At 73.5% G+C, this 12870-nt stretch carries 14 protein-coding genes; 8 read left to right on the plus strand and 6 right to left on the minus strand.

The window, feature by feature from the left end:
- Nucleotides 1-9 precede the first annotated feature (9 nt).
- Both ACLJPY_RS34130 and ACLJPY_RS34135 read right to left on the minus strand, forming a co-directional pair.
- A complete protein-coding gene (locus tag ACLJPY_RS34130) occupies nucleotides 10-1119 on the minus strand; it encodes an FAD-dependent oxidoreductase (protein WP_410594934.1) in 1110 nt (369 codons plus the stop codon).
- Nucleotides 1116-1799, minus strand: coding sequence for a TetR/AcrR family transcriptional regulator (locus ACLJPY_RS34135; protein ID WP_410594936.1), 684 nt, complete (start codon nucleotides 1797-1799; stop codon nucleotides 1116-1118). The genes ACLJPY_RS34130 and ACLJPY_RS34135 overlap by 4 nt, the downstream gene beginning before the upstream one ends.
- Nucleotides 1800-2231: 432 nt before the next feature.
- Between ACLJPY_RS34135 and ACLJPY_RS34140 the strand changes: the two genes are divergently transcribed.
- Nucleotides 2232-2657: a DoxX family protein gene (locus tag ACLJPY_RS34140; RefSeq protein ID WP_410594938.1), complete on the plus strand. Its 426-nt coding sequence runs from the start codon at nucleotides 2232-2234 to the stop codon at nucleotides 2655-2657.
- Here the strand turns inward: ACLJPY_RS34140 and ACLJPY_RS34145 are convergent.
- The 4 genes from ACLJPY_RS34145 to ACLJPY_RS34160 form a co-directional block, all read right to left on the minus strand.
- Nucleotides 2654-3172: a VOC family protein gene (locus ACLJPY_RS34145; RefSeq protein ID WP_410594940.1), complete on the minus strand. Its 519-nt coding sequence runs from the start codon at nucleotides 3170-3172 to the stop codon at nucleotides 2654-2656. The two genes, ACLJPY_RS34140 and ACLJPY_RS34145, sit on opposite strands and share 4 nt — an antisense overlap.
- Nucleotides 3173-3469: 297 nt before the next feature.
- Nucleotides 3470-4012 carry a dihydrofolate reductase family protein gene (locus ACLJPY_RS34150; protein WP_410594942.1) on the minus strand — a complete coding sequence of 181 codons (543 nt, stop codon included), beginning with the start codon at nucleotides 4010-4012 and terminating at the stop codon, nucleotides 3470-3472.
- Between the two features lie 101 nt (nucleotides 4013-4113).
- Entirely contained in the window at nucleotides 4114-5241 is a 1128-nt protein-coding gene (locus tag ACLJPY_RS34155) for a S1 family peptidase (protein ID WP_410594944.1), read from the minus strand.
- 380 nt (nucleotides 5242-5621) lie between these two features.
- On the minus strand, nucleotides 5622-7301 hold the full coding sequence (locus ACLJPY_RS34160; RefSeq protein WP_410594946.1) for a sulfatase: 1680 nt from the start codon (nucleotides 7299-7301) through the stop codon (nucleotides 5622-5624).
- A gap of 284 nt (nucleotides 7302-7585) precedes the next feature.
- Here ACLJPY_RS34160 and ACLJPY_RS34165 point away from each other — a divergent pair, with 284 nt between their 5' ends.
- The 7 genes from ACLJPY_RS34165 (at nucleotide 7586) to ACLJPY_RS34195 (ending at nucleotide 12807) form a co-directional block, all read left to right on the plus strand.
- On the plus strand, nucleotides 7586-7780 hold the full coding sequence (locus ACLJPY_RS34165; protein WP_410594948.1) for an antitoxin: 195 nt from the start codon (nucleotides 7586-7588) through the stop codon (nucleotides 7778-7780).
- Between the two features lie 74 nt (nucleotides 7781-7854).
- Nucleotides 7855-9021 carry a VanZ family protein gene (locus ACLJPY_RS34170; RefSeq protein WP_410594950.1) on the plus strand — a complete coding sequence of 389 codons (1167 nt, stop codon included), beginning with the start codon at nucleotides 7855-7857 and terminating at the stop codon, nucleotides 9019-9021.
- 101 nt (nucleotides 9022-9122) lie between these two features.
- A complete protein-coding gene (locus tag ACLJPY_RS34175) occupies nucleotides 9123-9278 on the plus strand; it encodes a hypothetical protein (RefSeq protein ID WP_410594952.1) in 156 nt (51 codons plus the stop codon).
- A 92-nt stretch (nucleotides 9279-9370) separates the two neighbouring features.
- Nucleotides 9371-9769: an ATP-binding protein gene (locus ACLJPY_RS34180; RefSeq protein WP_410594954.1), complete on the plus strand. Its 399-nt coding sequence runs from the start codon at nucleotides 9371-9373 to the stop codon at nucleotides 9767-9769.
- The gene (locus tag ACLJPY_RS34185) at nucleotides 9762-11390 is read left to right on the plus strand and encodes a PP2C family protein-serine/threonine phosphatase (RefSeq protein WP_410594956.1); all 1629 of its coding nucleotides are present in this window, start codon (nucleotides 9762-9764) and stop codon (nucleotides 11388-11390) included. Before ACLJPY_RS34180 ends, ACLJPY_RS34185 begins: the two co-directional genes overlap by 8 nt.
- On the plus strand, nucleotides 11387-12457 hold the full coding sequence (locus ACLJPY_RS34190) for a B12-binding domain-containing protein (RefSeq protein WP_410594958.1): 1071 nt from the start codon (nucleotides 11387-11389) through the stop codon (nucleotides 12455-12457). The genes ACLJPY_RS34185 and ACLJPY_RS34190 overlap by 4 nt, the downstream gene beginning before the upstream one ends.
- On the plus strand, nucleotides 12454-12807 hold the full coding sequence (locus ACLJPY_RS34195; RefSeq protein ID WP_410594960.1) for an STAS domain-containing protein: 354 nt from the start codon (nucleotides 12454-12456) through the stop codon (nucleotides 12805-12807). Before ACLJPY_RS34190 ends, ACLJPY_RS34195 begins: the two co-directional genes overlap by 4 nt.
- Nucleotides 12808-12870: the final 63 nt, after the last annotated feature.

Consider the following 12870-nt stretch of genomic DNA (forward strand, 5'->3'; position numbering starts at 1 on the left):
TTCCTTCCGTCAGTGGTGGTGCGCGGCGAACCGCGTCATCTGCTCGACCATCGCGGCGGGCGCGCCGGGGGCGAAGCAGGCTTCGAGGCCTTCCGCCGAAGCTCGCGCGGCGGCTTCGGCGCGGGGGAACATCGCGGTTTCGTAGGCGGAGAGAGCGCTTTCGACGTCGTCGTGGTCCGCCAGCGCCAGCGCCAGCTCGGTCGCGTCGAGCATCGCGAGGTTGGCGCCCTCGCCGGCGAAGGGCGACATGACGTGCGCGGCGTCGCCGAGCAGCGTCACCCCCGGCACCCGCGGCCAGCGGTGGCCGGTCGGCAGGGCGTGGATCGGCCGCGGGATCACGGCTCCTCCACTGTCGGCGATGAGCGCCCGGAGCGCGGGAGCGAAGTCCGCGAAGACCTCGAGCAGCCGATCCCGGTCAGCCAGTCCGGCGACGGCGGCCGGGTCGGCGGTCCGGACCGCGGCGTAGACCCGGATCCGACCACCGCCGGTGCGCTGGGCGATCAGCCCCTTGCCTTCGGCGAGCGCGAACATCGAACCGGCGCCGACCAACGCCGCCGCCGCCGGGTGCCGATCGTCCACATCAGACAGGTGGATCTCCGCGAAGGACAGTCCGGAATAGTGCGGCACCGCACCGGAAAGCCGCGTCCGGACCTTCGACCAGGCACCGTCGGCGCCGACCACCAGGTCCGCTTCGACGACGTCGCCGGTGGCCAGGGTGAGCCGTCCCGGCGACACCGCGGTCACCTTGGCACCCCAGCGGACCACCCCGGACGGCAGTGAGCCGGCCAGGATCCGCTTGAGGTCGCCGCGGTCCACCTCCGGCCGGGTGCCGCCGCTCGCGACGGCGGTTTCTTCGAACCGGACGGTGCCGTGCCGGTCGAGGATGCGCAGCGCCTCCCCTTCCTCGCGGACGACGGCCCGGAACTGCGGCATCAGCCCGGCTTCGGCCAGTGCCCGCTGCCCCGACTCCTCGTGCAGGTCGAGGGTGCCGCCCTGGTCACGGGCGGCCGGCGAGGCTTCGAGTTCGTAGACGGCCGAGGGGATTCCGCGGGTGTGCAGGACCCGGGCGAGCGTGAGGCCGCCGAGGCCGCCGCCGACGATCGCGACGGACGGGGTCACCGGCCCTCCCCGGGGCGCGGGGTCGCGAGCGCGCCGTTCAACAGTGCGTCGAACGCCCACCGGGCGCGGGCGGGGCCGGGTCCGGACACCAGGTCGCCGCCCAGTGCGGCGATGTGCGGGTGCGTCCCCGGCGAGACGCCGGCCAGGGATTCGGTCATCACCTCGTGTTCGCGGGCGGCCCCGGGGCGCTCGCGGCGGGTGCCGTGTTCGACGGCCGTGGCGGTGGCGGTCAGCAACAGGACGTCGACCGCCCACGCGGCCTGCCCCGGTGCCATCCCGCCTTCGTCGAGCAGGGCCAGCACCGCCTCGACGAGCGCCAGGTAGTGCGGGCCGCTCAGCCGGGTCACCAGCGCGACCCCGGCGAGGCTCGGGTGCGCGAACAGGACGGACCGGTAGGAGTCCAGCACCGCCCACAGGCGTTCGCGCCAGTCGCCTTCGCCGTCGAGGGTGACCTCGGCGAGCAGTTCGTCGAGCACGGCGGCGTGGAGTTCTTCGGTGTCGGCGACGTAGACGTAGAGCGACGCCGCGCCGGTGTCGAGCTCCTCGGCGAGCCGCCGCATGGTGACGCGCTCGACACCTTCGGCGCGCATCACCGCGACGGCCGCCGCCACGATCCCTTCCCGCGTCAACGCGGGCTTCGCCGGCCGCTCCCGGCGGTTGTACGTGCTTCCCGGAGTCATGACGCCAGTGTAGCGAACATGTTCGTCACGAGCACGTTCGGGGCGAACATGTTCGACCTCGAGGCGGCCCCCGCGGAATCAACACCTCATTCGGGTGCGTGGAATGCGTCATTCGGATCACCATTTTGTTAAGTCCTTCGTTAAGCAGACACCTCGAAAGACTCGAAAATAATCGCGAAAGAGCGGACCTGATTATTCACTGGTCTGGACCACAGCGGTGAAGATCACCCGTACGGCGGCTTTCCGTTGCCCCGCAAGGCTGCCGCACCGACGCGAACACCGGGTAATGGTTTTCGAAAGGCGCTTACACGACGTTTGGTGCTTGTGGCAACTCTCCACGAGCGGTATATCTGGGTGACCTGAATTCGCACGCGGCCGGCCACACCGCCGGCCGGTTCGATGCCGCCCTCTCCCCCGCTCCCCGGAGGCACCATGCATCGCCTGGACCCCGCCCGCGACCACGTCATCGGGCTCTACCGCATCGTCATCGGGTTCCTCTTCGCCTGCCACGGCCTCAAGTCGCTCTTCGGCCTGTTCGGCGCGAAGTCGACCATCCCCGTCGGAACCTGGCCCGGCTGGTGGGCCGCGGTCATCCAGCTCGTCTGCGGCGTGCTCGTCTGCGTCGGCCTCGGCACGCGGGTCGCCGCCGTCCTGGGCTCCGGCTCGATGGCCTACGCGTACTTCTTCGTCCACCTGCCGACGGGCCTGTTCCCGATCCAGAACGGCGGCGAGGCGGCCGCGCTGTTCTGCTGGGCCCTGCTCCTGGTCGCGTTCGTCGGCCCGGGCCGCTTCGCCCTCGGCAACCTGCCCATCCGGCAGCGCACGTCCGAGCCGACGCGCGCGAGCGCCACGGTCTAAGCGGGACGCGAGATCCCGACGCCGCTGCGCGCGTCGGGACCGTACTTCGCCAGCTCCGCCGCGAGGTCGAGCCGCCGGGTGGACGCGCTCTTGGCCCGGTCCTCGTCGGTCAGCAGCTCGCGGGGGATGATCCAGACGACCTCGAACTCGAGCCCGCTGGGGTCCTTGGCGTACAGCGACTTCGTGGTCCCGTGGTCGGAGGAGCCGACCAGCGCGCCCGCTTCGGTGAGCCGGGTGGCGAGGCGGTCGAGGTCGCCGAGGGTGTCCACTTCCCACGCCAGGTGGTACAGCCCCACCGAGGTCCGGCCGGCCCCGGAGTCGGCGGCGTCCGGACCGATCTGGAAGAGGCCGAGGTCGTGGTCGTTCACCGACCCGGGCGCCCGCAGGAACGCGGCGCCGCGGTGGGCGTCCCCGCCGTCGATGTACCCGAAGCCGAGCACGTCCCGGTAGAACGCCACGCTTTCGGCCAGGTCCCGGACGTAGAGCACGGCGTGGTTCAGGCGGAAGATCGACATCGGTGCTCCACGGCGCGCGAATCGGTTGAAGTTTCAACTTGAGGTTAAGCGCCCGCCCACGGCCGGTCAACCCGCTCGCCGGGACCCACTCTCGGTACGCCCGGTGCCCGACCGGGCGACAAACCTTCGACACCGCATCGAGGCCCTGGTCAGGGTGCCCGGCGGTTCGTAGGGTGGGACCACCGCAGGACAGAGTCAGCCGTCCCGCGGGCGGTGGTGCCCCCGGAGCCGACCTTTCCCCGAAGCCAAGTCCCGGGGCACCACCGCATCGACTTCCAGGCGGAGAGCCGGCCGGCGCTAGCGCGTCCGGTAGGTGCTGAGGATCGCGGGCCCGACCCGGGTCGTGGAGACCAAGGAGAAGTCGGCGGGGTCGCCGAAGAGCCGCCTGCCCGTGCCCGCCACGCTCGGGAAGACGAGCAGGCGGTACTCGTCCACGAGGTCGTGGCGGGCGAGTTCCTGCGCGATCCCGACTGAGCCGATCACCACGACGTCACGCTCCTCCCGCGCGATCGCCTCGGCGAGGTCTCCCTGCAGCAGCACGGAGTTCTGCCACGCCGACACGTCGTGGAGGGTGCGCGAGGCGACCAGCTTGGCCGCGGCGTTGAGCCGGTCGGGGAACTCGCCCGAGCGGCCGGGCCAGAGCTTCGCGAACAGCTCCCAGGTGGTCCGGCCGAACAGCAGGACGCCGGTGTCCAGCAGGGCACCGAGCCGGAACTTGTCGCCGGCCACCGCCTCCGGCCCGTGCCGGAACGCCCAGCCGCCGAAGGCCGTGCCGCCGGACCCGTCCGGGTCCTCGACGACGCCGTCCAGGGTGGTGAACTCGACCACGATCACGCTCATCGCTGCTCCCGGTGCCTGACCCGCCGGGCCCCGGTGGCGCGGCGGCACCGGTACCTACCGGCGGCGGCCGCCGGATTCATCGGCCGCCGCCGGCGGAGTTCCTACGCCGTCACCAGCGACACGCCGTAGGTCTGCAGGATCTCGTTGACCGGCTGGAACCACGTCTCGCCGCCGGAGCTGCAGTTGCCCCAGCCCCCGGAGGTCACCCCCTGGGCCTGGTCACCGGTGATGAACGAGCCGCCGGAGTCGCCGGGCTCGGCGCAGACGTTGGTGCGGGTCACCTGGTAGACCGCACCCTGGGAGTAGTTGACCGTCTCGTTCAGCCCTTCGACGACGCCGCAGTGCCAGTGCGTCGTCGAGCCCGAGCGGCACACCGACGTGCCCACCGGCGCGACCCAGGACCCGCGGACGAGCGCATCGCTGACCGTGCCCCAGCCGAGCACGACCGGCGCGGTCCACCAGCCGCCGCCGATGCGGATGAACGAATAGTCGTTGCCGGGGAAGGACGAGCCGGCGAACGTGCCCATCCACGAGCCGTCCCAACCGACGACCGAGCTGCCCGCGCCGCCGCAGTGCCCGGCGCTGACGAACCCGCCCTGCACGGAGAAGCCGATCGAGCAGCGGGTGTTGCCGTTGATGTAGTACGGGTCCCCGCCGACCGTGCCGGCCGAGAACGGCTCGGCGGCCGGCGCGGTCGCCACGGTGACCGGGCCGGCTCCGGCCGCCCGGGCCAGGAAGGCGTCGACGTCGGCGCCGCGCGCACCCGGCCGCACGGTGACCACGACGCTGCCGGCCCGCGGGTCGGTGCGCCAGCCGGTGACGGCGGCCGGAGCCGGCCGCGCCTTGGCGGCGGCGTCGATCGCGGCCTTGGCGGCGTCGAGCTTCGCCGCGCTGGTCCGGGCGGCCACGGGTTCGGCGCCGGCCTGCCGGACGGCGGCGGCCGCGGCCGGATCGGTCACGTCGACGACGAGCTTGCCCCGCGCCGGGTCGAACCACGCGCCGCCGAACGCGCTGCCCGCGGCCTGCTGCGCGGCGGGCAGCACCCGGCTGGCGGTCATTTCCTGCGTGAGCCGGGCCGACGCCTGCGCGGCGGTGAGCCCGAGGTCCCGCTGCATGGCGGCGATCAGGCCCGGTGACGCCTGGGCGACCGCCGGGGTGAACGTGGCGGAGGCGAGGGACGCGGTGAGGACGGCGACACCGCCGAGGGCCAGGGCGATTCTTCGACGCATGGGAACTCCTCCAAGGCCGGGGGAAAGAAACACACCGTCCGCAGAGTGTGCGGGCAGCGCTCGCACCGGGTCCAGATTTGTCCGGTCTTCTGTCCGGATTTCAGCCTATCAGTCCATTATGGACACCAGAATTCGTTGCAAAGCAAAGCTTTTTCGTGCGCACGACTGAAGCGCGGATCGGCCGCCGGCTCGTCCGCGCCGTGCCGCCACCCCTTCGTCGCGGCGTTGAAAAAAGGTCTGAACCAAGTAGAACACGCCGGGACGGGCAGCGGCCCGGACGGGAGTCTGCCGGGCACCGGACGTGCCCGGCCGTCCCCGCCCGGCCGCCGGGGCCCGTCCGGCAGACCGGGCGGGACCCGATGGCGGTCCTAAGAGGACGGTCAGCGCGCGAAGGCGTTGAGGAAGCGGTCGCGGAAGGAGTCCATCTTCCAGATCGGGGCCTGCGCGCCCGGGTGGAGGCCGTCCTGCCAGCCCCAGCCGGCGATCCGGTCGAGGACCTTCGGGTCCTTGGCCACGATGGTGATCGGCACGTCGTGGACCGCGCCCTGCGGCGTGACCACCGGCGGCTGGTGGTCGCCGAGGAACACGAGCACGAGGTCGTCGCCGCCGTAGTGCCGGACGAACGAGATCACGGTCTTCAGGGAGTAGTCGGTCGCGTCGCGGTAGGCCTCGCGGATCTTCTCCGGGTCCTTCCAGACCGATTCCGGCGCTTCGCCCGCCGCGGGCTGGGGGGTGAAGACCGAGCCGTCCCCGACCTGGTTCCAGTCGACCAGCCAGGGCCGCGGCGACCAGGGCGCGTGGCTGGAGACGAGGTCGACCTCGGCCATCACCGGGCGCTGTGCGCCATTAGCGAGTTCCTTGCGCTGCAGCATCGACAGCGAGAACTGGTCCGGCATGGTGGCGTAGGCGTAACCCGGCCCGTGGTAGCCGATGGACCGGGCGTCGTAGTAGGCGTCCGGGTGGTAGAACCGCTGTCCCTCCGGCCAGTCCTTCGTGTGCGCTGGGACGTCCCAGACCGTTCGCCAGCCGGCCCGCTGGAACGCCCCGCCGAGGGTCAGCCGGTCGCTGGCGAGGAGGTCGTTGTACCGCTGCTGGTTGTCGATCCACAGGCCCGACTGCACGGTCGAGTGCGCCAGCCAGCTGCCGCCGCCGAACGTCGAGGAGGACAGGAACGCGCTCTTCGCGCCGATGCCCGCGACGCGCAGCTCGGCCGTGCCCGCGTCCAGCGTCGGGCCGATCTTCGCCCCGATGACCGGGTCGTCCAGCGCGATCCGCCCGTAGCTTTCCACGAAGGTGAGCACGACGTTCTTGCCGCGCAGGCCGGTCAGCAGCTGCGCGCCCGGGGTGGACCGGAAAGCGTCGTCGGCGGCCACCTCGCCGAACGGCCGCTGGTCCCGCAGGTCCGCGCCGACCTGGCGCAGGTCGCCGTAGGCCAGCGCGGCGGCGCTCTGCGCGGCCACCGGCTGCCCCGGCGCGATCTCGACGCCGAACACCGAACACCCGATCCAGACCACCGCGAGGACGGCCACGACCCGCGTCGCGCCGGTCCGGCGCCCGGCCGCGACGCGGCTGAGCCGCAGCACCGCGAGCACCATCAGCACCATCACGGCCACCGCGAGCAGGCCGGCGCCGATCAGCGCGGCGACCGTGGCCGCGTCGCCGATCTGCCCGGCGAGGAACTCCACCCCGGCGTGGAAGAAGCTCCAGTCGTAGATCGGGTCGAACGGCTTCTCGAGGGTCGCGTAGAACCCGGTGTCGAGCGCCTTGACCAGGGTGAGCAGCCCGAGTCCCAGCCCGGCGAGCACGGCTCCGACGCGGCGCGCCCGCGGCGGCAGGACCAGCAGGACCGCGCCGATGACCAGCCCTTCGACCGGCACGCGCACGAGGGCCGCGGCCGAGAACGAGGTCAGGTCGTCCGGGGCCAGCAGCCCGAACAGCACGAGCAGCGCGGCCAGCGCGGTGAGGACCCCGCCCGCGACGTCGTGGCGCCGGGCGAGCCGCGGCAGGCCGAAATCGGGCAGGGACACGGCCGGGGTCGTCGGACCGGTTCGTCGGAGCATGCGGGGGCCTCACGTCGTCGTTCGCGGCGGTGACCGCGCGGCCCGTGCGGCGGGGCCGGCGATCCTCACCCGGTATACGGGCTGCGGCCCCCCGCGGTTCAGGCGAGGCCCTCTTCGCGGTCCGCGCCCCGTTCCCGGATCCGCCCGGCCCGAAACGCCACCCGCGGCCTTTCACCCGCGGAACCGCCCGGATTCCCCGGGTCGGGGGAAGGAGCGTTGCGGGCCCACGCCACCGGTGTTTACCTCGGGTGGTCCGAAGATCGGTTCCGGAGCGGAGGTCCACCATGAACCTGTTCGACAAGGCGAAGGAAGCACTCGGCAAGCACCCGGACCAGGCCGACCAGGGTGTCGACAAGGCCGCCGAGGCCGCCAAGCAGCGCTTCGGCGACCACGCCGACCAGATCGACCAGGGCTCGGAGAAGGCGAAGGAGTTCCTGCGCAAGCAGGGCGGCGGCGGGCAGGACGCCCCGCCGCAGTGAGCCGCCGCCGGTGATCCCCAGCCGTCCGGGGGAAGCGCGCTTCGCCGCCCCCGCGGCTGGGTACCACCGGCTCCGTGGTTGCCACCTACCTCGTCCCCGTCCGGACCGCCCTGCTGCTCTTCCCGTTCCTCGCGCTGGCCGTGATGCTCCCGGCCGCCTTCGTCAGCTACCGCCGCCGAGGCCGGGCCGGCGGGTGGCCGACGTTCGTCTTCTACACGTTCCTGTTCTACCTGCTGGCGATCGCGATGCAGACGGTCCTGCCGCTGCCGGCCGACCCCTCCTACTGCACCGGGCACACCTACGCGAGTTCGCCGCAGCTGCGCCCGTTCTACTTCGTCGAGGTGGTTTCCCAGCGGGCCCGCGGGCACTGGAGCCCGGGCGCGCTGCTGCACAACCCGGCGGTCTGGACCACCGCGCTCAACGTCGTGATGCTGGCGCCGCTGGGGTTCTACGCCCGGTACGCCCAGCGGATGCGGCTGCTGCCGGCGACCCTCGTCGGCTTCGGCGTCTCGCTGTTCTTCGAGCTGACGCAGCTGACCGGGCTCTGGTTCGTCTACCCGTGCCCGTACCGGCTGTTCAGCGTCGACGACCTGATCCTCAACACCGCGGGCGTGGTGGCCGGCTGGCTGCTGGCCGGCCCGCTCGGGCGCCTGCTGCCGTCGCCGGAACCCGAGCGCGACCGGCACCGCTACGCCGCGAAGGTCACCTTCACGCGGCGGCTGTTCGCGCTGGCCACCGACCTGCTCGGGTTCGCCGCGCTGCTCGGGTTCCTCTTCGGCCTGCTGACGCTGTTCGGCGAGGACCTCAGCCACCGCGACACGCCGATCGTCATCCTGGCCCTCGTGTGGTTCGTGGTGCTGCCCGCCGTGACCGGCTCGACGCCCGGCAAGCGCGCGATGCTGCTGCGGGTGACCCGCCGGGGCGGCCGCCGGGCCGGACCGGTCGCGCTGCTGGTCCGCAACGGCGTGCTGCTCTCGCCGCTGTGGCTGACCTGGCTGCTGCTGGACCTGGACCGCTGGGACCTGGCCCACCACCCCGAGCAGCTGCTCCTGCCCGTGGCGCTGGCCGCGTCGGTGTTCGTCGTCGGCGTCTGGACGCCGCTGGCGGTGCTGCTCGACGACGAGCACCGGGCGCCCTACGAGCGGCTGACCCGCACCGTGAACGTCGCCGTGGTGCCGCCGCAGGCCGCCGGACCGGTGCCGGTGCCGGCCCGGCCGGAGGAAGTCCTCAAAGGACGGTGAGGGGGCACCGGGCTGCCCGGGGTCGACAGCGCTGGTAGATTGCGACCGGAGCGGGTTGAGCCGCCAGCCCGTGTCCCCCCTCCCCGTCCTGGAGTTTTCCGATGACCACCGATTCAGCGCGGCCGCGGCAGCGGTACCCGGGCGTCGGCTGGTCGCAGGTGCCGAGGCGGCTGCCCGTCGCCCCGCTCCGCCTCGGTGACGCCCGGCCCGGGCACCCCGCTGTCGAAGCGCTCGAAGCTTCGTGGAGTGCGGCATGACAACCTCGGACACCCGTGTCGGCGAGCCCGGTTCCGGGCATGAAGAAGGGGAGGGCCTCCCCGCGGAGGCCGGCACGGCGAAGGAGGCGGATGTGAAACTCCGATCTGTCCGGCACGAACTCGGCATCTCCCCCGAGCTCTCCGAACTGGCGCGGGTCCGCCACTGGGTCCGGACGGTCCTGCGCGGATTCCCGGCGCAGGTCGTCGGCACGGCGGTCATGGTGGTGGACGAACTGACGTCGAACGCGCTGCGCCACGGCCGCGCGCCCTACCACGTCCGCCTGCTGCCCGGCGCCGCCAAGCTGCGGATCGAGGTCGACGACAGCGGCGGCGAGCCCGCCCGCCGCCGGGCGCCGTCCGACCACGGCGGCCGCGGGCTCCTGCTGGTCGAGCGCTGCGCGGCCGCGTGGGGTCAGCTGCGCCGGGCCGGCGGCAAGACCCTCTGGGCCGAGCTGGCCACCGACCCGGACCCGGCCGGAGCCCGTGGCTGACCCGGCGCGCACGACGCCGGCCGTCCCGGCCGGCAGCACACCCGGCTGGGCCGCCGCGCCCGTCGCCGCCCTGGTGGCCGACGGCTCCGGGGTGATCCGCTCGCTCAACGACGCGGCCCGCCGGCTGTTCCCGGCGGCCGCCCCCGGCCACCCGCTGGCGGGCACGGTCGCGGACTGGCTGGTCACGGCCCACGCCAGCGGCTCGGACGGGATCGTCCGCGGCGAGGCCGGCGAGCGGTTCTTCGCGGCGCACCCGATCCCGCACGGCGACGCCGTGACGTGGTGGCTGCTCGACGAGACCGAAACCCGTTCCGCCCGCGACGCGCTGGCCCGCGAGCAGGAGCGGACCACGTTCCTCAGCGACGCCTCGGCGGCCCTGCTCGGCTCGCTGAACCTCGACCGCTGCATGGAGGTCGCCGCCCGGCTGGCCGCCCAGCACCTGGCCGACGCCGCGCTCGTCCTGGCCCCGACCACCAGCGGGACCTTCCCGGCCGTGACCTGCGTGCGCGGCGGCGAACCGGCCCGGACCCGGCTGGAGATCGACCCGGAGGAGCTGCCCGGGCTCGGCGAAGCGCTGCAGGGCTTCCCGCCGGTGCCGTCGCGCTGGCTCGACCCGGACGCGGCGCCGTCGTGGGTGCTGCCGGCGGACTTCGGGCCGGTCGGCTCGGTCGTCGTGACGCCCCTGCCCGGCCACGGCGTCCCCGCGGGTGCCCTGGTCCTGCTCCGCCGCGGCGACCGCGCGTCGTTCACCGAGTCCGAAGAGCTCTTCGCGCGGCTGTTCGCGGCGCGGGCGGGCGCGGCCATGTCGGCGGCGCGCGTGTTCGCGCTGCAGGCGTCGATCACCGACACGCTGATGCGCGAGCTGCTCCCGCCGACCCTCGAGCAGCTCGGCGGCGTCGAGTTCGCCGGCCGCTACCGCCCGGCCCGCGACGGCGAGCGGATCGGCGGCGACTTCTACGACGTCCACTCGGCGATCACCGCCGAGGGCGACGAGTCCCTGGCCGTGCTCGGCGACGTCTGCGGCAAGGGGCTGGACGCGGCCGTGCTGACCGGCAAGATCCGCACCACCCTGCGGGCCCTGCTGCCGATGGCCGGCGACCACCACCGGCTGCTCGACCTGCTGAACCGCACGCTCTGCGACACCGACGACGCCCGGTACGTCACCCTCGTGCTGGCCTCCGCGCGGCGCGAAGGCGCCACCGTGCAGCTGCGCGTCACCTGCGCGGGACACCCGCCGCCGCTGGTCGTGCGGGCCGGCGGCCGGGTCGAAGAGGCCGACAGCCGGGGCAGCCTGATCGGCGTGCTGCCCGAAATCGAATCGGAGAGCGCGGACATCACGCTGCAGCCCGGGGAGACGTGCCTGCTCTACACCGACGGGATCGTCGAGGCCAAGGGCGGCCCGCTCGGGGACGCCATGTTCGGCGAAGAGCGGCTCAAGCAGGCGGTGGCCGAGTGCGCGAACATGCCGGCCGACGCCGTGGTCGAGCGGGTGCACATGCTCGCGTCGCAGTGGATCGGCCGCCGCGCCCACGACGACATGGCCGTGCTGGCGATCACCGCGCCGCGCGGGCAGCACCTGGCCGCGGTCGGCGGCCACGGGCGCGGGAGGTACACCGCATGAGCACCGTGACCAGTGGCGCCCGGGTGGCCGAACACGCCGAGCGGCTCTGGGACGCCGTCACGGCCGGTGACGAGTACGCGGCGGGCGACATCGTTGTCCGGGCCCTGGGTGACGGGACCGACCCGGAGAGCGTGCTGCTCGACGTGATCGCCGCGGTGCAGCGGCGGGTCGGCCGGGAGTGGGCGGCGAACCGCCTGACCGTCGCCCAGGAGCACGCGGCGACCGCGATCAACGACCGCGTCATCGCCACGTTCGGGTACGTCCTGCGCCGTCCCGAGCCGCACCTGGGCCGGATCACCGTCGCCTGCGTCGACGGCGAGTGGCACGCGATGCCGGCCCGGCTGCTGTCGGAGGTGCTGCGGCTGCGCGGGTTCCACGTCGACTACCTCGGCGCGCAGGTGCCGGCCCCGCACCTGGTGGCCCACCTGCACCGCACCGGCCCGGACGCGGTCGCGCTGTCCGGTTCGCTGGCGACCCGGCTGCCGACGGCGCACGCGACGATCACGGCGTGCCAGGCGGCGGCCACCCCGGTCATCGCGGGCGGCGCCGCCTTCGGCCCCGACGGCCGGTACGCCCGGCTGCTGGGTGCCGAAGCGTGGGCCCCGGACGCGCGGGCGGCCGCCGACCGGCTGGCCGAACCGCTCCCCCGCCCGCTCGCCGCCCACCAGCCGCTCGACGACCTGCCGCACCTGGCCGACCAGGAGTACACGCTGGTCACGCGCAGCTCGGCGGCGCTGGTGAAGACGGTGCTGGCCGGCCTGGCGGAGCGCATCCCGGCGGTCCGGGCCTACACCGACCAGCAGCGCCAGCACACCGCCGAGGACCTCGCCCACATCGTCGAGTTCCTGGCGACCGCCCTCTACGTCGGCGACGAAGAGCTGCTCACCGGGTTCCTGGGCTGGACGGCCGGCATCCTGACCGCGCGCGGCGTCCCGGCGTCGTCGCTGGTGCCGGCCCTGGAACTGCTCGAAGCGGAGTTGCGCGACTTCCCGCGCGCCACCGGCATGCTCCGCGCCACACGCACGCACTTGGCGGAGCCGGCCGCCGGATCGGAGCTGCCCGCATGACCACCGGGTTGACCTGCACCTGGACCGCCCCGGAGGCGGGCACGGCGCGCGTGACGGTCGTGGGCGACCTCGAGTTCGCCACGACCGGCAGGCTGCTGCGGCTGATCACCGACCGCCTGGCCGGCCACCCGGGCATCCGCGACGTCCGCTTGGACTGCGCGGAGATCGGCTTCTGCGACTCCTCCGGGCTGTCCGAGCTGATGAAGATCCACCGCGTGGTCGCGGCGGCGGGCGCCCGCCTGCACCTGGACAACCGCCGGCCCTCGCTGCACCGCCTGCTGACCCGCACCGGCACGGCCGCGTACCTGACCGGCGACGCCGTGGACGCCCGCGTCCGCCGCGACTCCTGACCCGCCCGCCTCGAGCGCCCCAATGTGGCCTTGGTTGCGTCAGACGCACCCAAGGCGGCCTTC

The sequence above is a fragment of the Amycolatopsis sp. lyj-23 genome, assembly GCF_046549135.1.
In the GTDB taxonomy this organism is placed as follows: domain Bacteria; phylum Actinomycetota; class Actinomycetes; order Mycobacteriales; family Pseudonocardiaceae; genus Amycolatopsis.